The sequence below is a fragment of the Paenalcaligenes sp. DL 463 genome, assembly GCF_057475185.1.
Map to the genome: position 1 here is coordinate 99,820 of NZ_JBYBKX010000001.1, position 22,117 is coordinate 121,936.

General features: G+C 50.1%; 27 protein-coding genes. 23 read left to right on the forward strand and 4 right to left on the reverse strand.

Annotated features, from left to right (window positions below):
* The 11 genes from hisD to tatC all read left to right on the forward strand — a co-directional run bounded on the left by hisD (nucleotide 1) and on the right by tatC (nucleotide 7,008).
* Nucleotides 1–1,305: a histidinol dehydrogenase gene (gene hisD / locus AC2UZI_RS00480; RefSeq protein ID WP_486941871.1), complete on the forward strand. Its 1,305-nt coding sequence runs from the start codon at nucleotides 1–3 to the stop codon at nucleotides 1,303–1,305.
* A gap of 26 nt (nucleotides 1,306–1,331) precedes the next feature.
* Nucleotides 1,332–1,919, forward strand: a complete 588-nt coding sequence (gene hisB, locus AC2UZI_RS00485; protein WP_486941872.1) for an imidazoleglycerol-phosphate dehydratase HisB — start codon at nucleotides 1,332–1,334, stop codon at nucleotides 1,917–1,919.
* A 21-nt stretch (nucleotides 1,920–1,940) separates the two neighbouring features.
* On the forward strand, nucleotides 1,941–2,582 hold the full coding sequence (hisH, locus tag AC2UZI_RS00490) for an imidazole glycerol phosphate synthase subunit HisH (protein ID WP_486941873.1): 642 nt from the start codon (nucleotides 1,941–1,943) through the stop codon (nucleotides 2,580–2,582).
* Nucleotides 2,583–2,646: 64 nt separating this feature from the next.
* Nucleotides 2,647–3,387, forward strand: coding sequence for a 1-(5-phosphoribosyl)-5-[(5-phosphoribosylamino)methylideneamino]imidazole-4-carboxamide isomerase (hisA, locus tag AC2UZI_RS00495; RefSeq protein ID WP_486941874.1), 741 nt, complete (start codon nucleotides 2,647–2,649; stop codon nucleotides 3,385–3,387).
* Entirely contained in the window at nucleotides 3,384–4,181 is a 798-nt protein-coding gene (hisF, locus tag AC2UZI_RS00500) for an imidazole glycerol phosphate synthase subunit HisF (protein ID WP_486941875.1), read from the forward strand. The genes hisA and hisF overlap by 4 nt, the downstream gene beginning before the upstream one ends.
* A 2-nt stretch (nucleotides 4,182–4,183) precedes the next feature.
* Nucleotides 4,184–4,582 (forward strand): phosphoribosyl-AMP cyclohydrolase, encoded by a 399-nt coding sequence (gene hisI, locus AC2UZI_RS00505; RefSeq protein ID WP_486941876.1) that lies wholly within the window; start codon nucleotides 4,184–4,186, stop codon nucleotides 4,580–4,582.
* On the forward strand, nucleotides 4,579–4,923 hold the full coding sequence (locus tag AC2UZI_RS00510; protein ID WP_486941877.1) for a phosphoribosyl-ATP diphosphatase: 345 nt from the start codon (nucleotides 4,579–4,581) through the stop codon (nucleotides 4,921–4,923). Before hisI ends, AC2UZI_RS00510 begins: the two co-directional genes overlap by 4 nt.
* A 90-nt stretch (nucleotides 4,924–5,013) precedes the next feature.
* Nucleotides 5,014–5,382 (forward strand): histidine triad nucleotide-binding protein, encoded by a 369-nt coding sequence (locus AC2UZI_RS00515; protein ID WP_486941878.1) that lies wholly within the window; start codon nucleotides 5,014–5,016, stop codon nucleotides 5,380–5,382.
* A gap of 12 nt (nucleotides 5,383–5,394) precedes the next feature.
* Nucleotides 5,395–5,619: a Sec-independent protein translocase subunit TatA gene (gene tatA / locus AC2UZI_RS00520; RefSeq protein WP_486941879.1), complete on the forward strand. Its 225-nt coding sequence runs from the start codon at nucleotides 5,395–5,397 to the stop codon at nucleotides 5,617–5,619.
* A gap of 30 nt (nucleotides 5,620–5,649) precedes the next feature.
* On the forward strand, nucleotides 5,650–6,243 hold the full coding sequence (gene tatB, locus AC2UZI_RS00525) for a Sec-independent protein translocase protein TatB (protein ID WP_486941880.1): 594 nt from the start codon (nucleotides 5,650–5,652) through the stop codon (nucleotides 6,241–6,243).
* Nucleotides 6,244–7,008 carry a twin-arginine translocase subunit TatC gene (gene tatC, locus AC2UZI_RS00530; protein ID WP_486941881.1) on the forward strand — a complete coding sequence of 255 codons (765 nt, stop codon included), beginning with the start codon at nucleotides 6,244–6,246 and terminating at the stop codon, nucleotides 7,006–7,008.
* 12 nt (nucleotides 7,009–7,020) lie between these two features.
* On the opposite strand, the gene AC2UZI_RS00535 is transcribed toward tatC, so the two are convergent.
* Nucleotides 7,021–8,175 (reverse strand): trypsin-like peptidase domain-containing protein, encoded by a 1,155-nt coding sequence (locus AC2UZI_RS00535; protein ID WP_486941882.1) that lies wholly within the window; start codon nucleotides 8,173–8,175, stop codon nucleotides 7,021–7,023.
* Between the two features lie 33 nt (nucleotides 8,176–8,208).
* Here AC2UZI_RS00535 and AC2UZI_RS00540 point away from each other — a divergent pair, with 33 nt between their 5' ends.
* On the forward strand, nucleotides 8,209–8,985 hold the full coding sequence (locus AC2UZI_RS00540; RefSeq protein WP_486941883.1) for a Nif3-like dinuclear metal center hexameric protein: 777 nt from the start codon (nucleotides 8,209–8,211) through the stop codon (nucleotides 8,983–8,985).
* A 78-nt stretch (nucleotides 8,986–9,063) separates the two neighbouring features.
* Here AC2UZI_RS00540 and mscL read toward each other — a convergent pair whose 3' ends face one another.
* Nucleotides 9,064–9,543 (reverse strand): large conductance mechanosensitive channel protein MscL, encoded by a 480-nt coding sequence (gene mscL, locus AC2UZI_RS00545; RefSeq protein WP_486941884.1) that lies wholly within the window; start codon nucleotides 9,541–9,543, stop codon nucleotides 9,064–9,066.
* Between the two features lie 123 nt (nucleotides 9,544–9,666).
* Between mscL and petA the strand changes: the two genes are divergently transcribed.
* From petA to AC2UZI_RS00600, 11 genes are all read left to right on the forward strand, one after another.
* On the forward strand, nucleotides 9,667–10,308 hold the full coding sequence (gene petA, locus AC2UZI_RS00550) for a ubiquinol-cytochrome c reductase iron-sulfur subunit (RefSeq protein ID WP_486941885.1): 642 nt from the start codon (nucleotides 9,667–9,669) through the stop codon (nucleotides 10,306–10,308).
* Between the two features lie 47 nt (nucleotides 10,309–10,355).
* Nucleotides 10,356–11,744, forward strand: a complete 1,389-nt coding sequence (locus AC2UZI_RS00555) for a cytochrome b (RefSeq protein WP_486941886.1) — start codon at nucleotides 10,356–10,358, stop codon at nucleotides 11,742–11,744.
* Between the two features lie 20 nt (nucleotides 11,745–11,764).
* Nucleotides 11,765–12,619, forward strand: coding sequence for a cytochrome c1 (locus tag AC2UZI_RS00560; protein ID WP_486941887.1), 855 nt, complete (start codon nucleotides 11,765–11,767; stop codon nucleotides 12,617–12,619).
* 143 nt (nucleotides 12,620–12,762) lie between these two features.
* Nucleotides 12,763–13,371 (forward strand): glutathione S-transferase N-terminal domain-containing protein, encoded by a 609-nt coding sequence (locus tag AC2UZI_RS00565; RefSeq protein WP_486941888.1) that lies wholly within the window; start codon nucleotides 12,763–12,765, stop codon nucleotides 13,369–13,371.
* 12 nt (nucleotides 13,372–13,383) lie between these two features.
* Nucleotides 13,384–13,818: a ClpXP protease specificity-enhancing factor gene (locus AC2UZI_RS00570; RefSeq protein ID WP_486941889.1), complete on the forward strand. Its 435-nt coding sequence runs from the start codon at nucleotides 13,384–13,386 to the stop codon at nucleotides 13,816–13,818.
* A 184-nt stretch (nucleotides 13,819–14,002) separates the two neighbouring features.
* The gene (locus AC2UZI_RS00575) at nucleotides 14,003–14,197 is read left to right on the forward strand and encodes a hypothetical protein (protein ID WP_486941890.1); all 195 of its coding nucleotides are present in this window, start codon (nucleotides 14,003–14,005) and stop codon (nucleotides 14,195–14,197) included.
* On the forward strand, nucleotides 14,194–15,597 hold the full coding sequence (locus tag AC2UZI_RS00580) for an amidase (protein WP_486941891.1): 1,404 nt from the start codon (nucleotides 14,194–14,196) through the stop codon (nucleotides 15,595–15,597). The genes AC2UZI_RS00575 and AC2UZI_RS00580 overlap by 4 nt, the downstream gene beginning before the upstream one ends.
* A 25-nt stretch (nucleotides 15,598–15,622) precedes the next feature.
* Entirely contained in the window at nucleotides 15,623–16,651 is a 1,029-nt protein-coding gene (locus AC2UZI_RS00585) for a C4-dicarboxylate TRAP transporter substrate-binding protein (protein ID WP_486941892.1), read from the forward strand.
* 150 nt (nucleotides 16,652–16,801) lie between these two features.
* The gene (locus AC2UZI_RS00590; RefSeq protein ID WP_486941893.1) at nucleotides 16,802–17,281 is read left to right on the forward strand and encodes a TRAP transporter small permease; all 480 of its coding nucleotides are present in this window, start codon (nucleotides 16,802–16,804) and stop codon (nucleotides 17,279–17,281) included.
* A gap of 1 nt (nucleotide 17,282) precedes the next feature.
* Nucleotides 17,283–18,566 carry a TRAP transporter large permease gene (locus AC2UZI_RS00595; RefSeq protein ID WP_486941894.1) on the forward strand — a complete coding sequence of 428 codons (1,284 nt, stop codon included), beginning with the start codon at nucleotides 17,283–17,285 and terminating at the stop codon, nucleotides 18,564–18,566.
* A 99-nt stretch (nucleotides 18,567–18,665) separates the two neighbouring features.
* The gene (locus AC2UZI_RS00600) at nucleotides 18,666–19,352 is read left to right on the forward strand and encodes a GntR family transcriptional regulator (protein WP_486941895.1); all 687 of its coding nucleotides are present in this window, start codon (nucleotides 18,666–18,668) and stop codon (nucleotides 19,350–19,352) included.
* An 81-nt stretch (nucleotides 19,353–19,433) separates the two neighbouring features.
* On the opposite strand, the gene AC2UZI_RS00605 is transcribed toward AC2UZI_RS00600, so the two are convergent.
* Nucleotides 19,434–20,144 (reverse strand): ribonuclease activity regulator RraA, encoded by a 711-nt coding sequence (locus AC2UZI_RS00605; protein ID WP_486943684.1) that lies wholly within the window; start codon nucleotides 20,142–20,144, stop codon nucleotides 19,434–19,436.
* Nucleotides 20,145–20,163: 19 nt separating this feature from the next.
* Nucleotides 20,164–21,897 carry an L-arabinonate dehydratase gene (araD, locus tag AC2UZI_RS00610; protein WP_486941896.1) on the reverse strand — a complete coding sequence of 578 codons (1,734 nt, stop codon included), beginning with the start codon at nucleotides 21,895–21,897 and terminating at the stop codon, nucleotides 20,164–20,166.
* Between the last annotated feature and the right edge of the window lie 220 nt (nucleotides 21,898–22,117).

The following is a 22,117-nucleotide window of genomic DNA, read 5'->3' on the forward strand; positions in this document are numbered from 1 at the left end:
ATGTCAATGATTCGACGTTTAAGCACGCAGTCAGCTCAGTTTGATACCGAACTGCGTCAGTTACTTGCCTACGAGGCGTCACAAGATGACGCTATTGAGCATGCCTGTAAGGAAATTCTGCAGGGTATACAACAACGTGGCGACGCCGCGCTGCTTGAATACACGCATCGCTTCGACCATCTGCATGTTGACTCCGCGGCTGAACTCGAAATCTCGAAAGACGAGCTACAAGCAGCGCTTGACGGCTTGGCGGTCGAACAACGACAAGCGCTTGAGCACGCTGCCGAACGCATTCGTCTTTATCACCAACGACAGCTTACGAACGATTGGTCATACACCGAGGCCGACGGCACCGTGTTGGGCCAAAAGATCACTCCCTTAGACCGAGTGGGCTTATACGTTCCCGGCGGCAAAGCCGCCTACCCGTCGTCAGTGCTAATGAATGCCATCCCTGCTAAGGTAGCTGGCGTCAAAGAACTGATTATGGTGACGCCTACCCCTGCAGGCGAGCGCAATCCTTTAGTGTTAGCGGCTGCCGCGCTTTCAGGTGTGGATAAGGTTTACACCATTGGTGGGGCACAAGCCGTCGGGGCCTTGGCTTATGGCACAGCAAGCATTGAGCCTGTCGATAAAATCGTAGGCCCTGGCAACGCTTACGTTGCAGAGGCTAAACGCCGTGTCTTTGGTACCGTCGGTATCGACATGATCGCCGGCCCCAGCGAAATTCTGATTATTGCCGATGGCAGCACTCCCGCTGAATGGGTGGCCATGGACTTGTTCTCGCAAGCCGAGCACGATGAATTGGCACAGTCTATTTTGTTGTCTCCTGACGCTAACTACCTTGACGCCGTCGAAGCCGCCATCGAGTCGCTGATCCATTCCATGCCTCGCGCTGCCATTATTCGTGAAAGCCTCAAAAATCGAGGCGCATTAATTCTGGTGAAAGATCTAGACGAGGCCTGTGACGTCGCTAATCACATTGCTGCCGAGCACTTAGAGCTCTCGACCGAGAATCCCGAACAACTTGTGGATAAAATTCGTCATGCTGGCGCGATTTTTATGGGGCATTACAGCTCTGAATCGCTTGGCGATTATTGCGCAGGCCCGAATCATGTGTTGCCAACATCGCGCACAGCACGGTTTTCTTCGCCTTTAGGGGTGTATGATTTCCAAAAGCGCAGTAGTGTTATTCACATCTCACAGGCCGGTGCACAAACACTTGGCCCTATTGCCGCCACGCTCGCCAAAGGCGAGGGCCTTTTTGCCCACGCTGCGAGTGCTGAATACCGGCTTATCCAATCTTAATTTCGGTGTCACAACCGCTTTTAGCCATGCGTACTGCTGAAGTTTCTCGTAATACCAACGAAACCCGTATCCGTGTTGCCATCAACCTTGATGGCACCGGTCGTAAAAATCTAAACAGTGGTGTTCCGTTTTTGGATCACATGCTGGATCAAATCGCGCGTCACGGCGTCATCGACCTTGACGTACATTGTGATGGCGACACACACATTGACGATCACCACTCAGTCGAAGACATTGGCATCGCTCTTGGGCAAGCCTTCGCTAAAGCGGTTGGCGACAAAAAAGGCTTACGTCGTTATGGCCACGCCTACGTCCCACTCGACGAATCACTCAGTCGTGTCGTGATCGACTTTTCAGGTCGCCCCGGACTGTATTATTATGTGAATTTTAGCCGCGCTCGTATTGGCAACTTTGACGTGGACCTCGCCCGCGAGTTCTTCCAAGGCTTTGTCAACCAAGCCAACGCGACGCTGCATATTGATAACATTCGTGGCGAAAACGCGCACCACCAGTGCGAGACTATTTTTAAAGCGTTTGGTCGTGCCCTGCGTATGGCGCTAGAAACCGACCCACGCAACGAAGGTGTTATTCCCTCAACCAAAGGCGTACTTTAAGCCCCTTTAAAGCCTCCCATCGTGAGCACTATCGCTATCGTCGATTACGGAATGGGCAACATACACTCTGTTGCTCGTGCCCTGCATGTGGCGGCCCCTTCCGCCACCGTTACCCTTGCTAGCACCCCTAGCCAACTCGACGCAGCTGATCGCCTCGTCTTACCCGGACAAGGCGCCATGCCAGACTGCATGGTTTCACTTCATCAATCTGGCCTTTACGAACGCTTACTCGTTCACGCCCGCGTTAAACCCATGCTGGGAATCTGCGTGGGAGAACAAATGCTATTTAGCCATAGCGATGAAGGCGATGTGCCCTGTCTTAATCTGTTTGCAGGCAAGGTAAAACGCTTTAGCGGCGACGCTTACTTCACTCCCTCACGACCACAAGGCTTGAAAGTCCCACATATAGGTTGGAATCGCGTCTTACAGACGCATCCCCACCCTCTTTGGGCTACTATCGATCAAAATAGTTATTTTTATTTCGTTCATAGCTATTACGTTCAGCCAGATACCTCTACACTATGTGTAGGCACAAGCCATTATGGCTGTACTTTCACCAGTGCAGTCGCCCGAGACAATATTTTTGCTGTGCAGTTTCACCCCGAGAAAAGTGCCCAAACTGGATTACGATTATTAAGTAACTTTGCTCGCTGGAACCCTTAAATCTATCCGCATTGCGGTTGTTTACGATTTTTTATTTACATACTTCGTTTAACGGCTATACATCATGCTTTTAATCCCCGCCATCGACCTTCAAGACGGGCGCTGTGTGCGCCTCCGCCAGGGTGACCTGGATGACGCAACCGTATTTTCTGACGACCCAGGGGCTATTGCTACCCAATGGTTAGATCAAGGTGCTCGTCGCTTACATTTAGTCGACCTTAACGGCGCCGTGTCAGGCAAACCCATTAATCGCGCGGCGATCAACGCCATTATTAAAGCGGTTGATGACGAAATTCCCGTCCAAATTGGGGGTGGCATCCGCGATCTCGACACGATCGAAGCCTATTTAGACTCTGGCATGAGCTATGTCATTATTGGCACCGCCGCTGTCAAAAGCCCAGGGTTTTTGCGCGATGCCTGTAGCGCTTTCCCTGGCCACATCATCGTTGGTTTAGATGCGCGCGACGGCAAAGTTGCCACCGAAGGCTGGAGCAAACTTACGCGCCACGACGTATTAGATTTAGCGAAGAAGTTTGAAGATTACGGTTGTGAATCCATTATTTACACCGATATCGGGCGTGACGGCATGCTTTCTGGCGTTAACGTCGAAGCCACAGTAAACCTTTCACGCCACGTAAGTATCCCCGTCATTGCCTCGGGCGGTGTCGCCAACTTAGACGACATTAAAGCCCTTTGCGACGTCGAGCACGAAGGTATTGAAGGGGTGATTTTAGGCCGCAGCCTTTACGAAGGCACGCTTGATTTCACCGAAGCGCAAGATTTTGCCGACGAGTACGAAGGATGAGCTCAGCCCGCCCCGAAGTCCAGAACGCAAGCTGCCGTATTATCCCCTGCTTAGATGTCAACGCTGGTCGCGTTGTTAAGGGCGTCAACTTTGTCGATCTTGTCGATGCGGGTGACCCCATCGAAATTGCGCGCCAATACAGCGAGCAAGGTGCAGATGAGATCACCTTACTTGATATCACGGCCACCACTGAGAACCGCGATTTAATTCTGCCCATCATCGAAGAGGTGGCAAAGCAAATCTTTATTCCCCTAACCGTTGGGGGTGGGGTGCGCGAGGTCGGCGATATTCAGCGTTTATTGAACGCTGGGGCCGATAAAGTGTCTATTAATAGTGCAGCCGTCTCAAACCCAAGTTTGGTGCAAGCGGCGGCCGAGCATTATGGCTCGCAGTGTTTGGTGGTGGCTATTGATGCCCGCCGTAGCTCTGCTCCTGACCAACCTCCTGAATGGGAGGTCTATACCCATGGCGGAAAACGCGCCACGGGCATCGACGTTATCGAGTGGGCACAGCGTATGGCGCAGTTAGGCGCCGGCGAGCTGCTATTAACCAGCATGGATCGTGATGGTACGAAATCAGGTTTTGATCTGGCACTAACACGCGCCGTATCCGACGCCGTTCCCGTACCGGTGATTGCTTCGGGTGGCGTCGGTACGCTTGAGCATTTGGCCGAAGGCATACTGCAAGGCGGTGCTAGTGCGGTATTGGCGGCCAGTATTTTTCACTATGGCACCTACAGCATCGCTGAGGCCAAAGCCTACCTTGAACAACAGGGCATACAAGTCAGGTCATAGTCATGCAAGATAACTGGTTAAACAAGCTAAAGTACGATGAGCAAGGCTTAGTGCCAGCCATTGCCCAAGACGCTGACAGTGGAAAAATCCTGATGGTGGCGTGGATGAATGCCGAGGCCTTGGCCGAAACCGCAAGCAGCCGTCGTGCGGTTTACTGGTCTCGGTCACGGCAACGATTATGGCGCAAAGGTGAAGAGTCTGGCCACTCTCAAGAAGTGCACGAGATCCGGCTCGATTGCGATGCCGATGTCGTGCTGCTTCTGATCAAACAAGTCGGCGGTATTGCGTGTCACACCGGACGCGAAAGCTGTTTTTATCAACGCCTTGATACCATCGACGGCAACCCTGAATGGAACACAGTAGAGCCTGTTATTAAAGACCCTACGCAAATTTACCAATGACTCAACAATCTAATTCCGACGTATTAAGCCAAGTTGCCGACTTACTTGAAACTCGGTTGCCTGCGAATGGAGGTAACCCAGAAACTTCGTATGCGGCACGCCTTCTGGCAAATGCCCCCGATGCATTTTTAAAAAAAATAGGGGAAGAGGCGTGTGAATTGGTGATGGCAAGCAAAGACAACACGCCTGATCGCATTGTGTCTGAGACCGCCGACCTTTGGTTTCATTGCTTAGTTGCCCTAACCCATCACGGCATACGCCCTGAGGCTGTCTTGGCTGAACTGGCCAAACGGCAGGGCATTTCGGGTCTGGATGAAAAAGCGCAACGCAATAAAAGCTAAGTTCTCGCCGCTGCGCCGCAGCGCTTACGGTACACTTAGTTTAACTTTGCAATATATCGCCTAATTACTCACTATTATTCGAGCGGCTTCATGAGTGATAACTGTTTATTCTGTAAAATAATTGAAGGGGCTATTCCGTCTGAGAAGGTCTTTGAAAACGAGCAATTTATTGCGTTTAAAGACATCAATCCGGCCGCGCCCGTCCATATTTTGCTCGTCCCTCGCCATCATGTAGTATCACTACAAGATGTCGACGACAATGACGCCTCATGGTTAGGTGATATGCTGGCACTCGTACCAAAAATTGCACGTGAAAACGGCTGTAGGCCAGGCGCCGAAGGTGGTTTTCGTGTCATCATTAACAGTGGAAACGACGGCGGTCAAGAAATTGATCACTTACATTTACACATTATCGGGGGCCAACGCCCTTGGAACACCACAGCGACAGCCGTCGCGTAACGGAGACTACAAATGGGAAGTTTTAGCATTTGGCACTGGCTAGTTGTTTTAGTTATCGTAGCCCTAGTATTTGGAACCAAAAAACTACGCAACATCGGCGAAGACTTAGGCGGTGCGGTTAAAGGCTTCAAAAAAGGCATTAAAGAAGCCCAAGACGACGAGCCTGAAGCCGTCACGCAGCGTGTTCAAGACAACAACACGGTCGATGTACAAGCCAAAGAAAAACAAGACGTCTAAACATTGGCGTTTTAAAGGTAATGCGTTGTTATGTTTGACATCAGTTTTAGTGAACTGCTGCTAATTGGTATTATTGCCCTCATTGTGCTTGGCCCAGAACGCCTTCCTAAAGTAGCCCGCACAGTAGGGCACCTGTTCGGCCGCGCACAACGTTATGTAAGCGAGGTCAAAACCGATATCGAACGCGAAATTAATCTGGATGAAGTTAAATCCATCAAAAATCAGGTTAAAGATGCGGCGGAATCCGTTCGGGCCTCGGTCGATGCCACCACTAAGCAAATTAGTAATCCTCTTGAAGAGGCTCGTCGAGCGGTTAACGATTTTGCTAACGAAACCGAGAAATCAGTCAGTGACGCCGTACAAGACCACACTAAGGCGCTTTCGGCGCTAGAAGACGATATTAAGTCAGCCGATCCCGCCCAAGCCGAACTGCCCCTGACGCCCAAAAGTCAGGCAAACGCAGACCCCTTGCCCACTGATACTGAACCGCCATCGGCACACGACGAGACCAGCGCAAGCCTACCGTCTTCTACCGAGCGCACCAACGATAACACTGCGTCCGAGCTTCAAACAGAAACCACTGCCTCTGATGCAAGCAACGCCACACCTAAGAGCACCACGTAAATGACACAAGAGACACAATCCGGCGAATCGTTTATGTCGCATCTGATCGAGCTGCGCAGTCGTCTGATGCGCGCTGCTATCAGTGTTATCGCCGTATTTATCGTGCTGTTTCTTTACCCAGGGCCATCCGTCATGTATGACGCCCTGGCACAGCCGATGTTAGCGTCGTTGCCCCAAGGCACACGCATGATTGCCACGGGGGTAATCACGCCGTTTATGGTGCCCGTTAAGGTCACACTGCTTGCCTCGTTCGTGATCGCTTTGCCCATCGTTTTGTATCAGGCATGGGCCTTTATTGCGCCAGGCCTGTATAAACACGAAAAGCGTTTAGCCATACCACTGATTTTTTCCAGCACGCTCTTGTTTATCTTGGGCATGGCGTTTTGTTATTTTGTGGTGTTTAAAACGGTCTTTCACTTTATTGCATCGTTTGCACCCGAATCTATCACCCCTGCCCCTGATATCGAAGCGTACCTGAACTTCGTCATGACGATGTTTTTGGCCTTTGGCATTACGTTTGAAGTGCCTGTGGCTGTGATTTTGTTGGTAAAAACCGGGGTAACCACCGTCGCTAAGTTGCGCGAAATACGTGGCTATGTCATCGTGGCCGCCTTTGTGATTGCTGCTATTGTGACGCCTCCTGATGTCATCAGTCAGTTCCTTTTAGCAGCACCGCTATGCTTGCTGTACGAACTTGGCATTATTTTCGCAGCCTTCATCAAAAAACAAGAAGCCCAAGCAAGCGAAGTCGAAGAGACATCGTAACGTTCACCCCTGTTATGACGATGCTGTAGGGCGATTTCCCACCACCACGGCGATATTTTTACTTTTGCCATCGCGTATCACCTGCAGCATCACCGTTTCTCCGGGCGGTATGGTGGCAATGCCGTTTAGCAATGCCACCGAGTCTCGTAATTCACTGTCGTTGATGCGCGTAATAATATCGCCCACACGTATGCCGGCTTCCCATGCTGGGCCCCGACGTAATACGCTTGCCACAACCACGCCTTGATCGCTGGCTAGGTCGAAGGCCTTTACCAATTCCGCGCTTAAGTCTTGGGGTTCTATTCCCAGCCATCCTCGGGTGACAACGCCCTTCTCACGAATTTGCTCCATGATGGTTAAGGCCGCTTGAGCAGGAATGGCAAAACCAATACCCAGTGAACCACCGGTTTCAGAGTAAATGGCCGTGTTAATGCCTACCAAATCGCCATAAGCATTAATCAAGGCGCCACCTGAATTTCCAGGGTTAATCGCTGCATCGGTTTGGATGAAGTTTTCAAAAATATTAATACCCAAGCGATTTCTTCCCACCCCCGACACAATGCCCATGGTCGTCGTTTGGCCCACGCCAAAGGGGTTACCGATGGCCAATACAATATCGCCCACGCGCAAACGATGCTCAACGGGCACGACGTTGATGGCTTGTAGTGCATCCAATGGAATTTTAAGCACCGCCAGATCGCTTTCTGGGTCGGCCCCCACCAACTCGGCCCGTGCTGTTCTGCCGTCATGCAGGGCGATATCAATATCATCCGCCGCCTCAACCACATGGTAATTCGTTAGGATGTAGCCATCGGGCCTTACAATAACTCCCGAGCCCAAACTGGTTGTGCGACGACGCTCTTGAAAACCCGGCATGTCTTTAAATAAGTAGTTCAGCAGCGGGTCATCAAATTGCGGACCCATGGGAACCTTTGCGTGCTTCGCGGTGTAAATATTCACAACAGCCGGTGTCGCTCGAGCCACCGCTTCGGCATAACTGCTAACGTACTGACCTGAGGGCTGTGTACGAGGCCCACTTTCCGTGATGGCAGTGCGAGGCTGCTGGGCAGAGCCATGCAACCATTGCGGGCGTAGGCTGGACACAATGAAAAGCAGTCCTAAGCACACCGTGACCGTTTGAGCGAATAACAACCAAAATCGACGCATAACACCGAACCGAATGAATGAGGAATAGACGTAATGAAACACATCTCTCGCAAGGAACTCAATGATTGGCTAAATCAAACATTGCAGCCCCAAAGCTTTGCTGATTATTGCCCTAATGGCTTACAAGTAGAAGGCTCAGAGACGGTATCGCACATCGTATGCGGGGTTACTGCTAGCCAAGCCTTATTAGATGAAGCGGTCGCTCGCAGCGCTGACACCGTCATGGTGCATCACGGCTGGTTTTGGAAAAACGAAGACCCGCGCATCCAAGGCATCAAAAAGAAGCGTCTGGCCGTGGCCTTGCAGCACAATCTTAATATTTTTGGGTATCACCTGCCGCTGGATGCGCATCCCGAACTGGGAAATAACGCCCAATTAGCTCGCGTATTGGGCTTTGTCCCTGACAGAGACGAAACTGGAAATCCCATCACCTGTGGGCCCGGTAATTTGGTCTGGCTCGGTCGTTTAGCAACGCCCCAAACCCTAGAATCGGTGTCCCAAAGCATTTGCAAACAATTGCAACGTCAGCCTCTGACTGTGGGTGACAAACAACAAATCATCGACCGAGTCGCCTGGTGCACCGGTGGAGCACAGGGCTATATGCAAGTTGCCGTGGATGCAGGCGTTGATCTTTATCTTAGTGGTGAAGCCTCTGAACCCACTTTTCATTTAGCCAACGAAACCGAAACCGCCTATGTAGGCGCAGGTCATCATGCTACCGAACGCTACGGCATTAAAGCCTTAGGCGAAGCCATACAGCAGCACTTCGGAATACGCGTTGATTTTGTGGATTTGGATAACCCGATTTAATCTGCAGCCTTAGGGCTTTACTTATGAAATAGCCCCGCTGAAGCGGGGCTATTTCACTGCGTTACATCAAGCTTGCACCTAGTTTTTCGGTGTAGGTTGAGCTTGTAACGAATCACGTATTTCACGTAGCAACATGATATCTTCTGGTGTAGGCGCTGGTTCAGCAACCGCTTCCTGCTCTTGTTCACGCTGTGCCGCGGTACGTAAGCGATTCACCATTTTCACCATTAAGAACACAACCAGCGCAAGTAAGATAAAATTAATGAATATTGTTAGAAAGTTACCCCACGACAACACCACTGCTCCGGCTTCATTTAACGCCTCAGCTGTGTAGGGACCGGTATAACCCTCGGGTTCTCGTAGTACGAGAAGCTTGTTTGAGAAATCAACTTCGCCACCTAATATGAAACTGATTAGCGGCATCACAAGGTCTTTCACCAACGAATCAATGATCTTGCCGAACGCTCCTCCTATAATGACCCCAACTGCAAGGTCAATCATGTTGCCTTTAATTGCGAATTCTCTGAATTCTTGAATAAAACCGCGGCTTTTGCCCATATATCCCTCTTTGATCAAGTCACTTGCGACAGGTAACGCTATAATACTGGGTTGAGATAACATACCCAGGCCAAAATCCGTAAATTGTGGGAAGCCCTAAGGGGCAGGAATAAGGATACTAGAATGAGTCAGATTACGACACAGCCCGATGTAAACGGAGCGGACGAAAAAAAGCCGTCCGATCCTGAGCGCCGTTTCTGGGTCACCACCGCCTGTGCGGTAGGTGGTGTCGCCGGAGTAGGAACCGCCGTGCCCTTCGTCGGGTCATTTGCCCCCTCCGCTAAAGCACGCGCTGCAGGTGCCCCCGTTGACGTCGACATTTCTACGCTCGCGCCAGGCGAAATGCGTACCGTCGAATGGCGAGGCAATCCTATCTGGATCCTACACCGCACCGAAGCCCAGCTTGCTAGCCTCGAAGGGCTTGACGCCGAACTCGCTGACCCCATGTCTCAGCGCGAGGGTTACACACCCGAATACGCAAGAAACGAGTATCGCTCGCGTCGTCCAGAAATTTTTGTTTGTATTGGTATTTGCACACACCTCGGCTGCTCGCCAACTCCTCGCTTAAGTCCTGGAGCTCAACCTGGTGTGCCTAGCGATTGGTCGGGCGGCTTTTTATGCCCATGCCATGGCTCTACTTTCGATCTTGCCGGCCGGGTTTTTAGTAACAAACCTGCTCCAGACAACCTCGAAGTCCCGCCTTACGAGTTTTCCGCCGACGGTTCCACCATTACCATTGGTGTCGACGAGAACAACCAAGCCTAAGGCAAATAAAAAACCTGATTTTTATTAAAGATTAAAGGAGCCGTTTCATGGCTGGCGAGAAAACCGTCGAAACGACAGGACTCTTAGGATGGATTGACAGACGCTTTCCGCTGTCTTCTCTCTACAAAGAGCATATGTCGGAGTATTACGCGCCGAAGAACTTCAACTTCTGGTACTTCTTTGGCTCATTGGCACTGTTAGTGCTTGTTATTCAGATCGTGACCGGTATTTTTCTGGTCATGAACTACAAACCGGATGCAGAGCTTGCTTTTGCATCGGTTGAATACATCATGCGCGAAGTACCTGGGGGCTGGATTATCCGCTACATGCACTCTACCGGTGCGTCCATGTTCTTCGTGGTGGTGTATTTACACATGCTACGTGGCCTATTTTACGGGTCCTACCGTAAACCACGCGAACTGGTCTGGATTTTCGGCGTTGCGATTTTCCTCTGTTTGATGGCTGAGGCTTTCTTTGGCTACCTATTGCCATGGGGCCAAATGTCCTACTGGGGCGCACAAGTTATTGTGAACCTGTTCTCTGCTATTCCTTTTATCGGCCCTGAGCTCGCTATCTGGATTCGCGGTGACTACGTGGTTTCCGATGCAACACTGAACCGATTCTTCGCCTTCCACGTAATTGCCATCCCCTTGGTTATTTTAGGGTTGGTTGTGGCTCACCTGATTGCTTTGCACGAAGTGGGTTCTAACAACCCTGACGGTGTGGAAATCAAAGAAGGGCCTAAAGACGCTCAAGGTCGTCCTCTGGATGGCATACCTTTCCACCCTTACTACTCGGTACACGATATCGTTGGTGTGGCAGGTTTCTTAATCGTCTTTGCAGCGATTCTGTTCTTCGCACCTGAAATGGGCGGCTACTTCTTAGAGTACAACAACTTTATTCCAGCCGATCCGATGAAGACCCCTCCGCACATTGCGCCAGTTTGGTACTTCACGCCTTTCTACTCGATGTTGCGTGCGACCACTGACGACTTTACGTGGGTAATGGCCGGTGCCGCGATTATTGCTGCGCTTATCCTGTTCTTCAAAGGACGCCTGCCCGGCATCTGGCGCATCGCCGTTCCTGTTATCCTTGTTGCTGTCGCCATTTCCTTCAAAGTGTTTGATGCGAAATTCTGGGGTGTGGTTGCCATGGGTGGCGCGGTTGTTATCTTATTCTTCTTACCATGGCTTGATCACTCGCCTGTTAAGTCGATCCGTTACCGCCCAACGTGGCACAAGTTCCTGTACGCTATCTTCTTGATCAACTTTGTGATCTTGGGATACCTCGGCACACAGGCGCCAAACGACTTATTCAACCTGCTTAGCCAGATCGGTACGGTTATCTACCTTGCCTTCTTCTTCCTAATGCCAGTTTGGAGCCGTATAGGCACCTTTAAGCCAGTACCGGACCGCGTGACTTTCCGCGCCCACTAAGGACATCAACACGACACGGAATGACCATGATTAAAAAACTGCTTGGCGCTCTCGCGTTGTCCCTAACCTGCACGGTGGCTGCGGCCGCCGACGGGGGATACCCGCTTGAACGCGCTCCAAATCGTATTAACGATATGGCTGCCCTGCAAAATGGCGCCAAACTATTCGTCAATTACTGTCTAAATTGTCATAGTGCTAACTCAATGCGCTATAACAAACTGACAGAAATCGGCCTTAGTGAAGAAGAGATCAAAAACAATTTATTGTTCACCACTGACCGAGTGGGGGATCTCATGACGATCGCCATGCGCCCGTCCGACGGTAGTAACTGGTTTGGTGCAGCGCCACCCGACCTTTCCGTTACCGCGCGTGCCATGTCCACTAACCTTGGTCCATCAGGTACGGATTACATCTATACCTACTTACGTACGTTCTTCCGCGATACCAGCCGCCCAACTGGCTGGGACAATCTTGTGTACCCAAGCGTAGGGATGCCCCATGCTTTGTGGGAGCGCCAAGGTCCGGTTACACTCGAGCGTAATAAAGTGGCTCAAGTTACCGACGACGATGGTTCTACCCGTTGGGTACGTACCATTACTAATGTGGACGAGCACGGCTTCACCACCACAACATCCGAAGACCTAACGACTTACTCAGGGAAAGCGGGTGAAACGGTGAAACTCACTCCGGTCAACGCTAAGCTGCAAGCACAATTTGATAGCGACGTCGCCGACCTAAGTAACTACATGGCGTGGATGGCCGAGCCAGTACAGTTGGTACGTAAGAAGATCGGCGTGGCCGTATTGCTCTTCTTATTTGTGTTCTTTGCGGTGGCCTGGCGTTTGAACAAGGTCTACTGGAAAGACATTAAGTAACGACCTAAGCGCTTGCTGCCGTAGACTTTTACTGCAGCAAGCTGTTAGTCTCTTCGCATTGTTAGGCGTCTATTCTTGACGCCTAACCCTGTCAGAGCCATCGCTTGGCTCTTGTTTTTATTTCTACGACTGGAATCCATAACATGATGGTGCTCTACTCTGGAACAACGTGCCCGTTTTCACAACGCTGCCGTTTTGTGTTGTTTGAAAAAGGCATGGATTTCGAGATCCGCGATATTGACTTGTATAACAAGCCTGAAGATATCTCGGTAATGAATCCCTATGGTCAGGTGCCCATTTTGGTCGAGCGTGAGCTTGTCTTATACGAATCCAATATTATTAACGAGTACATCGACGAACGCTTTCCGCACCCGCAATTAATGCCTGCGGACCCAACCATGCGCGCCCGTACTCGTCTGTTTCTGTACAACTTTGAGCGTGAACTGTTTGTGCACGTATCGGTACTTGAAGATCGTCGCAACACAGACGCTAAAGCTCAAGACAAAGCACGTCAGCAAATTCGTGACCACTTGGCTCAATTGGCCCCGATTTTGACCAAAAGCAAATACATGCTTGATGAAGAATTCTCAATGTTAGATGTCGCGATTGCGCCTCTACTATGGCGTTTGGATCATTACGGCATTGAACTTCCTAAAAGCGCAGCGCCTATTCAGAAATACGCTGAACGCGTGTTCTCTCGCCCTGCCTTCATCGAAGCATTGACTCCTTCAGAAAAAGTGATGCGTCGCTAAGTCGCTAAACCTATGCAAGAACCTTCTACCAAACCTTATTTAATTCGTGCTTTGCACGACTGGTGCACCGATAACGGCTATACACCCCATATCGTCGTTAAGGTAGATGAAAACACAGTCGTGCCCGTAAGCCACATACACGATGGGCAAATCACACTAAATGTGGGGCTTCTAGCCACCAATCAATTGCGTATTGGTAACGAATATATTGATTTTCAGGCGCGCTTTAATGGCATAACTGAAGATATTTTCGTTCCTGTTGCAGCGGTCACAGCTATTTATGCACGTGAAACCGGAACCGGTATGAGTTTTGAGGTCAGTGAGTCAGCGCCGTATGCACAAGAAGAGGCTCGCCCTTCTGATGCCTCAGCCCCCACTACCGACTCATCCGAAGGCAGCAAGCCCTCTGGTGGCGCTAAACCTTCACACTTAAAAATCATTAAATAAGACGGTGTAGTTGTTTCAAAAAGAAACCCAGTAGCATCCTAATGTTACTGGGTTTTTGTTGTCCTTTTGTTTGCCTATACGTCATTTTGTCTCCATACTGGTGTTTACACCTAGTAGACACAGCATTATCGCTGTAGGTAATATATTAGTGTTTTACTTTGAATGTTAATTTTGGCAGATGCATATGAGTACGATTGAGGACCTGAAACGTCTTCTAGAGCGCAATAACATTGATCCCGCGCATTTTGACCTAGAAGGTTTTCGTAATGACCAGCTCAACTTTGCGCAAAGCGTGGAGAAGATGCGTGCGTTGAATCCTGCCCAGACCCTAGCTCCCGTATTGTCAGTACACCAAGTGTTGAAAGGAAAGGCGTCATGAGCACACTTGACCTTTTGAAACTCAACATTTCAGAGCTAAGCCAACTTATTCAAAGCAAAAAAATCTCGCCAGTTGAGTTAACCAGCGCGACATTACAGCATATCGAAGCCTTAAACCCTGAGCACAATGCCTACGTAACCGTGATGGCTGAGCAGGCAATGCAAACCGCTCACAGCGCCGAGAAAGCGATCCTAGCGGGTGATTACAAAGGGCCGTTGCACGGGGTACCTCTTAGCCTGAAGGACGCTATTTTTACTAAAGGCGTGCGCACCACCTTTGGTTCAGAAACGCATAAAGACTTTGTGCCAGATCATGACGCCCACGTGGTGACGCGACTGTATGAGGCCGGTGCCATCATCCTTGGCAAAACGAATATGCAGTCTTTTGCCTTAGGCCCCACGGGCGACAAGTCCTGCTTCGGCCCCGTTCGCAACCCTCGCAGCCCGGGAAAAATCACGGCTGGTTCCAGCTCAGGGTCGGCCGGCGCCTTAGCGTCTTATCAATGTTTCGGCTCCATCGGTACAGATACGGGCGGTTCGGTTCGGATGCCCGCCTCGGCCTGCGCCGTAGTCGGCATGAAACCCACCTTCGGAAAAGTTAGCAAGCACGGCTCTCTGCCTTTATGTTGGACGCTTGATCACCTCGGCCCCATGACTCGCACCGTTGAAGACAACGCCTTGATGCTCAATGCGATTGTCGGTTTTGACGAGAAAGATCCGTACTCGGTGGAATCCGTATACGAGGATTACAGCCTCGGAATTAAATCCGGTGTGAAAGACAAGGTCATCGGGGTACCGACGAATTTCTATTTTGATATTGTCGAGTCCGGTGTGCAACGCGTGTTTGACGAAACCGTTAACACCTTAAGCAAACTGGGCGCCAAAATTGTTCCGATCGCCCTTCCTGAGATGGATGAGCTGCTGATCGCTCAACAATTAATTTTTGCATGCGAGTCGTACTCAACCATTAAAGACTACTTGCAGCAGTGCCCTGAAAAAATTGACATCGAGGTGCGTAACCGTGCCATCGCGGGCCTACTGCTTGATTCAGAGACCTACATTATGGCGCTGCAGGCGCGTAACAAGCTTATTTCCCAGCATCGCCTCGCCTTCAATCAGGTCGATGCGCTGATCACTCCAACATTACCGATTTTGCCATCTGATGTGGGCCAGCGCGACGTCATGATCGACGGTCAAGCCGGTCATACGCGTATTCTCTCGCGTCTAACCGGACCCAGTAATACGACCGGCTTTCCTGCTATGTCCGTTCCCGCTGGTTTCTCTGCCGAGGGCTTGCCCGTGGGCGTTCAACTGATCGGTAAACCTCATAGCGAACGTCAGCTCTATACCATCGCCTACGCGATTGAACAGCACACACCCTCTTTTTTCCCACAGCAATAAGACTATTACAGCAAAGGTAAATCAATTGAAAATATTCTCCCGTAAACTGTTCTCTGTTTTCGCCTTATCCTCATTAACCCTGTTTGCTGCTTGCTCGTCAGAAGACTCAAGCTCAACAGATACCGCCGCGGCCGATACCACGAAAACCTATTCCATTAATATTGCTTACGGCAATCAGCCGGGTGAGCCCATTGATCAACTCGCTCATAAATGGAAAGAATTGGTTGAAGCACGAAGCGACGGCAATGTCACGCTGCGTCTTTACCCTAGCTCGCAGCTGGGTTCCGAGCAAGACGTGCTGGAACAAGCCCGCATGGGAAATAACGTCATCATCTTGGCGGGCTATGGCTTCTTAATGAACTACGCGCCGGATGCGGGTATTTTTGATACGCCGTACTTAGTCGATGATTTCGACCAAATGATTTATCTGACCTCCACTGACTGGTATCAGAATATCGCTAAAGAGCTTAACGAGAAAAAACTCGATGTTGTGCTGCCCGCGATTGTATACGGCGAGCGTCATTTAATGACTAAAACACCCGTATTAAGCCCAGACGATTTACGTGGCATGAAAATTCGTGTTCCGAACACACAGATCGCTATTAACACCTTTACTGACCTCGGCGCTTCCCCCACACCGACGCCATTAAGCGACTTATACACGTCGTTGCAACAAGGTTTAGTGGACGGTGCTGAGAACCCCTTACCTGTACTGCAAGGTGTTAAAACGCAAGAAATCGCCAAGCACTTAAGCTTAACGGGTCACCAGAAATTTATTTTGGCCTGGATTGCTGGAAGCGACTTCTTCTCAACACTGCCTGAAGACGTACAAGAACTGCTACGCGAAACCGGTATCGAAGCCCGTGACTTCGGTCGCAAAGTGCTTGAAGAGCAAGATGCCGCCGTGCTAGAAGCCTTTAAAGCCGAGGGCGTTACCATCCACGAAGTGGATCAGCAGCCCTTTAAAGAAGCGGTTCGCAACGTATACGGTAAGTTCCCAACGTTTAGCCCCAACCTTTATGACACCGTTCAAGACTTATTAGCACAGCAATAAGCCTTAGCACATTCATCCTATCCGATGTTTCAGCTCCGCCTCAGCGTCGTTAATGATTAACGGCGCTGAGGCGCCCTCTGTTAGCGGATCATTAGTAAAAGACGCACAGTTCAAGTCGGCTATCTGCAATGACAAGAACTGGAGGAAACCATGAAAAACTGGCTCAAGAATATAGACGATATTATCGCCACCCTTGCCGTAGTCGGCGTCATTGGCCTTACGATTTTAAATGTCGTCAGCAGATACGTATTTAACCAACCTATTCAGTGGGCCGAAGAGCTCGCCATTGCTCTGTTTATCTGGTTTATTTTCATTGGCGTTAGCTCGTCAATGAAGCGAAATGGCCATGTAGGCGTGGACTACTTTGTAAATAAGCTTCCACGACCGCTCAAAATTGTCAGTGAGTTCATTCGCGCTGGTGCCATCTACTTTGTACTGATTTATGTGTTTATTTATTTAGGCTCTAAGTTAGCATTACAGGCCAGCGACAAAATCACCCCAATTCTAGGCATTAGTTACGAAATTATCGATATCGCCGTGCCCTTAGGGGGCCTACTCAGCGTCATTCACTTCACATTTCAGCTAGTGGACAAATACCGTAACGAATACCGCGCTAAAAAGGAGGCTTGAAATGGCACTTAGCATTATGCTTATTACGCTCTTAGTATTGTTTATGCTAAACGTACCCATCGCCTTTGCGATGATTTTTGGCACCACCCTCTATTTTTTATTCAGCGATGGTTTCACCACCATGGTGTTAATCCAGCGCATGGTAGGAGGAATGGAATCAGTTCCGTTGCTGGCGATCATTTTCTTCTTAACCGCTGGTATTTTGATGAATTACACCGGCATCACACAACGTGTGTTGCGTTTTGCTGTGATTGTCACGAGTCGTTTGCCTGGCTCGCTAGCCCAAGTGAATGTGTTACTCAGCACCTTAATGAGCGGGTTATCGGGCTCTAATATTGCCGACGCAGCCATGACGGCCAAGATCCTTGTGCCTGAAATGGAGAAAAAAGGCTATAGCCGTGGTTTTGCTAGCGCATTGACCGCCTCATCCGCCCTCACCACTGGGATTATCCCTCCCTCTATCGGCCTCATCATGTATGGCTATGTGGGGAATGTTTCCATTGGTGATTTGTTCCTAGCAGGCGTATTACCAGGATTAGCCCTTTGTGGCGTATTCATGCTTTACGTGCATTTTTATACAAAAAAACATAAGCTTGAAACCCAACCGACCGCAAGTATTAACGCTAAAGAGTTCCTTATCGCCCTACGCGATGCCCTATTGGCATTACTGATGCCTATCGCCATTATTGGCGGTATACGTGCAGGTATGTTTAGTGCCACCGAGGCGGGGGCCATCGCGATCTTGTACTCACTGTTTCTAGGACTAGTAGTTTATCGCGAGATGAAGCTGACTCAGTTAGTCAAGGCGCTGGTAGAAACCGTACACATTGCTTCATCTGTTCTCATCATTATCGCAGCAGGAGCAGCATTTGGGTGGGTACTAGCGTTTGAACAAGTGCCTCAACGTATGGCCGAAGTATTGGTGTTATATGTCAGCTCACCCGAATTATTCTTTTTGGTTGTACTGGCCTTCTTACTACTAATAGGCATGATTGTCGAAGGCAACATTAGTATTATTATTTTAACGCCGCTATTTATGCCAATGCTTGCACAATACGGTATTGATCCCGTTCACTTTGGTATCTTCTTTGTGCTCGCCATTGCAATCGGTACGCTAACCCCGCCACTGGGTACAATTATGTTTGCCACATGTTCAATCACAAAGGCAAAAGTGGAAGATTTTATTGTTGCTAGCATTCCATTTTTAATTATTTTGGCGTTGTTTACCTTAGCCTTGGCTTACATTCCGGCCTTATCGCTTTGGTTACCCCACTACCTCAAGTAATAGCCTTTGACGAAGCCGCATGCGAACCCATACGTGGCGTTACTATACTTCGATGATTCACTTGTGTTCGCATGAACAACGCCACCCGTGTATATAGAAATGACTACCAACATGACGCTCGATCGGGCACGACAGGCCGCCCCACAGCTCTACGAGCTATTACGTGAAAAAATTGTCTCACTGGAACTGGCGCCGGGCTTTGTGCTCTCAAGAGCTAAGCTCGCGTCGGCCTATGACGTTAGCCAAACGCCCGTGCGCGAAGCCTTGCTACGATTAGCCGAAGAAAGGCTGGTTGATGTGTTCCCGCAATCTTCAACCCGTGTCAGCCTCATCGACGTGTCGTTTGCACAAGAAACGCACTTTCTACGACGCTCTATCGAGTTAGAGGTCATACGCGAAGTTGCCTTAAATCACGATGCCACGCTAATTGACACCTTAAGGCAGCAATTAGCAGAGCAGGTGAAACTGCGCGATGCTGGCGACCTGTCAGGCTTTGCCCAAGCCGATAAAGCCTTTCACCGCACGTTGTATCGCTGGATAGGAAAAGACGAGCTCTGGAAGCTCGTTCGTAGCCGTAGCGGCGACTTGGATCGTGTACGTCGTCTACATTTACCGTTTATCGGGAAGCCCGAACGCATCATTGACGAGCACGTTCAACTATTAGACGCGCTGATCGAACGTAACCCTGAAAAGGCACAACAGTATTTACGTGATCATATGTCAGGCACACCAGCCTACATTGCTAAGATCCAAGCCGAGCACCCTTCGTTTTTTAAAGCGTATTAAGTGCTCTGTGAATAAGCTGTACAAATAAAAAATGCGAATCCGAGGATTCGCATTTTTTTATTCATCACTAACCGTTAAGCATTAACGATTTTTTGCTTTACGCCACGCCGCAAAATCAATGTTCGTTTGCTCATCCGTTGCTGGGTATAAACCAATGATGGATTTACCTGCTTGCACTTGCTCAAGCACAAAGTCTTCAAACACCGTCATTTGCACGGCTTCTTCAGCTACCTCATCCGCAATCTCAGCAGGGATAACAATAACGCCTTCCGCGTCGCCCACCACCACGTCGCCTGGGAAAACAGGGACATCACCACAACCAATAGGAATATTGATATCCATCGCGTGGTGCAAGGTTAGGTTGGTCGGTGCTGAAGGACGATTGTGATAGGCAGGAATCGCTAACTCAGCGATTTCTGGCGAATCACGAAAACCGCCGTCTGTCACAATTCCTTTTACGCCACGCTGCATCAAACGCGTGATCAAAATGGATCCCGCCGATGCGGCGCGCGCGTCTTTACGACTATCAATAACCATCACCGCGCCTTCAGGGCACTGCTCTACCGCAACACGTTGAGGGTGATCACGATCTTGAAAGGCCGATAAGGGGTTCAAGTCTTCGCGTGCAGGAATATAACGTAAGGTAAAAGCCTCACCCACCATATTCGCTAAGGACGCATTTAAAGGACGCACGTCTTGAATAAACTGATTGCGCAGTCCACGTCTAAAAAGGGCGGTGCAAAGTGTTGCCGTACTGACATTCGCCAATTTGGCACGAGTCTCTGGGTTCATAGCCATTATTACTACTCCGTTAATAAATTTCAGGCTCACCGTTGGGCTTGCCAAACTGGGTTTCTAAGAAATCAAAATCACAGCCTGTATCGGCCTGCTGTATATGCTGCGAGAACATCCAACCGTAACCTCGCTCAAAGCGCTTAGGCGGCGGGGACCACTGCGCACGACGCTGCTCTAACTCGGCCTCGTCTACTTCTAAATGGATGCTGCGGTTTTCGACATCCACCGTGATGTAATCCCCCGTTTTAACGAGAGCCAAGGGGCCACCCACATACGATTCGGGCGCCACGTGCAAGATGCACGCCCCATAGCTGGTGCCGCTCATGCGTGAGTCTGACAGTCGTAACATGTCTCGCACGCCTTGTTTTACAAGCTTGGTGGGGATGGGCAACATGCCCCACTCTGGCATGCCAGGGCCGCCTTGAGGCCCGGCATTACGCAACACCATAATGTGGTCTTCAGTCACGTCCAGATTTTCGTCATCCACGGCGGCTTTCATGCTGGGGTAATCATCAAACACCAATGCAGGGCCTGTGTGTTTGAGAAATTTCTGAGCGCAAGCACTGGGTTTAATCACGCAACCTGATGGCGCTAAGTTACCGCGCAGTACCGCTAAGGCGCCTTCGTGGTAAATGGGATTGTCTAAAGGACGGATCACATCATCGTTATAGACCTCAGCGCCCTCAAGGTGATCACCCATGGTGCCGCCGCTCACGGTCATTGCCGCTAAATGCAGTTTGTCTTTAAGCCGCGACATTAGCCCCGGTAAGCCACCTGCATAATAAAAATCTTCCATCAGATAGGTGTCGCCACTGGGTCGTATATTGGCAATCACCGGCACATGGCGACTGGCAGCATCCAAATCATCTAAGCTTAATAAGTGATCTGCACGTTTAGACATGGCCAACAGGTGAATCACCGCATTGGTAGAACAACCCAATGCCATGGCTACCACGACCGCGTTTTCAAAGCTTTGACGACTCAATACTTTCTTAGGGGTAAGGTCTTCCCACACCATGTCGACCACGCGGCGGCCACATGCGGCGGCCATGCGTATGTGGTTCGCATCCGCTGCGGGAATGGACGCCGCTCCCGCCAAGGTCATACCCATCGCCTCTGCAATGGAGGTCATGGTGCTAGCGGTGCCCATGGTCATGCAGGTTCCATGGCTACGAGCGATGCCTGACTCCACCTGCAACCACTGCGTTTTATCGATTTTCCCAGCACGCCACTCGTCCCAGTACTTCCACGCATCCGAGCCCGAGCCCAGCACCTGACCTTTTACGTTTCCACGCAACATGGGCCCTGCAGGCATGAAGATGCAGGGGATATCCATGCTAATCGCACCCATTAATAGCCCAGGTGTGGTCTTGTCACAGCCGCCCATCAGTACTGCCCCATCAACGGGGTGACTGCGCAATAACTCCTCAGTCTCCATCGCCAACATGTTGCGATAAAGCATTGTGGTCGGTTTTACAAAGTTTTCTGAAAGCGAGATCGCTGGCAACTCGATCGGAAAGCCACCATTCTGTACGATGCCTCGCTTCACATCCTCAACACGCTGTTTAAAGTGAGCGTGGCAGGGGTTGATATCTGACCATGTATTAATAATGGCGATAATGGGTTTACCGTTCCAATCGTCTGGACCATAACCCATTTGCATTAGGCGAGAACGATGCCCAAAGGTACGTAAGTCGTCGGGTGCCATCCAGCGAGCACTACGCAAAGATTCATAGGTTCGTTTTGACATTATTTTTTAAGCCTTTATAACTATCAGGGTGGTGCGCATAGACTTGGCGTGACGATGACAAACTCGTGAAAGCTCCTCCGTCCTTCTACGCAGGCGTCAGCTCGCACATGCCTACCATTTGACATACTAATATACTAGTGTTTTACTGATGTTGGCGCAACCCTTTTTGTGCCGTACCCAATTTCCCACCTTTACCGTACGTAAAAAGGCAGAAAAAACC

Coding starts and splice junctions, on each gene's coding strand:
- AC2UZI_RS00575 (WP_486941890.1), top strand. CDS start 14,003: ATGAGTACGATTGAGGACCTGAAACGTCTTCTAGAGCGCAATAACATT.
- araD (WP_486941896.1), bottom strand. CDS start 21,897: ATGTCAAAACGAACCTATGAATCTTTGCGTAGTGCTCGCTGGATGGCA.
- hisD (WP_486941871.1), top strand. CDS start 1: ATGTCAATGATTCGACGTTTAAGCACGCAGTCAGCTCAGTTTGATACC.
- AC2UZI_RS00560 (WP_486941887.1), top strand. CDS start 11,765: ATGACCATGATTAAAAAACTGCTTGGCGCTCTCGCGTTGTCCCTAACC.
- petA (WP_486941885.1), top strand. CDS start 9,667: ATGAGTCAGATTACGACACAGCCCGATGTAAACGGAGCGGACGAAAAA.
- AC2UZI_RS00510 (WP_486941877.1), top strand. CDS start 4,579: ATGACTCAACAATCTAATTCCGACGTATTAAGCCAAGTTGCCGACTTA.
- AC2UZI_RS00535 (WP_486941882.1), bottom strand. CDS start 8,175: ATGCGTCGATTTTGGTTGTTATTCGCTCAAACGGTCACGGTGTGCTTA.
- AC2UZI_RS00555 (WP_486941886.1), top strand. CDS start 10,356: ATGGCTGGCGAGAAAACCGTCGAAACGACAGGACTCTTAGGATGGATT.
- AC2UZI_RS00580 (WP_486941891.1), top strand. CDS start 14,194: ATGAGCACACTTGACCTTTTGAAACTCAACATTTCAGAGCTAAGCCAA.
- mscL (WP_486941884.1), bottom strand. CDS start 9,543: ATGGGCAAAAGCCGCGGTTTTATTCAAGAATTCAGAGAATTCGCAATT.
- AC2UZI_RS00595 (WP_486941894.1), top strand. CDS start 17,283: ATGGCACTTAGCATTATGCTTATTACGCTCTTAGTATTGTTTATGCTA.
- AC2UZI_RS00605 (WP_486943684.1), bottom strand. CDS start 20,144: ATGAACCCAGAGACTCGTGCCAAATTGGCGAATGTCAGTACGGCAACA.
- AC2UZI_RS00590 (WP_486941893.1), top strand. CDS start 16,802: ATGAAAAACTGGCTCAAGAATATAGACGATATTATCGCCACCCTTGCC.
- AC2UZI_RS00565 (WP_486941888.1), top strand. CDS start 12,763: ATGATGGTGCTCTACTCTGGAACAACGTGCCCGTTTTCACAACGCTGC.
- hisA (WP_486941874.1), top strand. CDS start 2,647: ATGCTTTTAATCCCCGCCATCGACCTTCAAGACGGGCGCTGTGTGCGC.
- hisF (WP_486941875.1), top strand. CDS start 3,384: ATGAGCTCAGCCCGCCCCGAAGTCCAGAACGCAAGCTGCCGTATTATC.
- tatA (WP_486941879.1), top strand. CDS start 5,395: ATGGGAAGTTTTAGCATTTGGCACTGGCTAGTTGTTTTAGTTATCGTA.
- tatB (WP_486941880.1), top strand. CDS start 5,650: ATGTTTGACATCAGTTTTAGTGAACTGCTGCTAATTGGTATTATTGCC.
- AC2UZI_RS00515 (WP_486941878.1), top strand. CDS start 5,014: ATGAGTGATAACTGTTTATTCTGTAAAATAATTGAAGGGGCTATTCCG.
- AC2UZI_RS00540 (WP_486941883.1), top strand. CDS start 8,209: ATGAAACACATCTCTCGCAAGGAACTCAATGATTGGCTAAATCAAACA.
- AC2UZI_RS00570 (WP_486941889.1), top strand. CDS start 13,384: ATGCAAGAACCTTCTACCAAACCTTATTTAATTCGTGCTTTGCACGAC.
- hisI (WP_486941876.1), top strand. CDS start 4,184: ATGCAAGATAACTGGTTAAACAAGCTAAAGTACGATGAGCAAGGCTTA.
- tatC (WP_486941881.1), top strand. CDS start 6,244: ATGACACAAGAGACACAATCCGGCGAATCGTTTATGTCGCATCTGATC.
- hisB (WP_486941872.1), top strand. CDS start 1,332: ATGCGTACTGCTGAAGTTTCTCGTAATACCAACGAAACCCGTATCCGT.
- AC2UZI_RS00600 (WP_486941895.1), top strand. CDS start 18,666: ATGACTACCAACATGACGCTCGATCGGGCACGACAGGCCGCCCCACAG.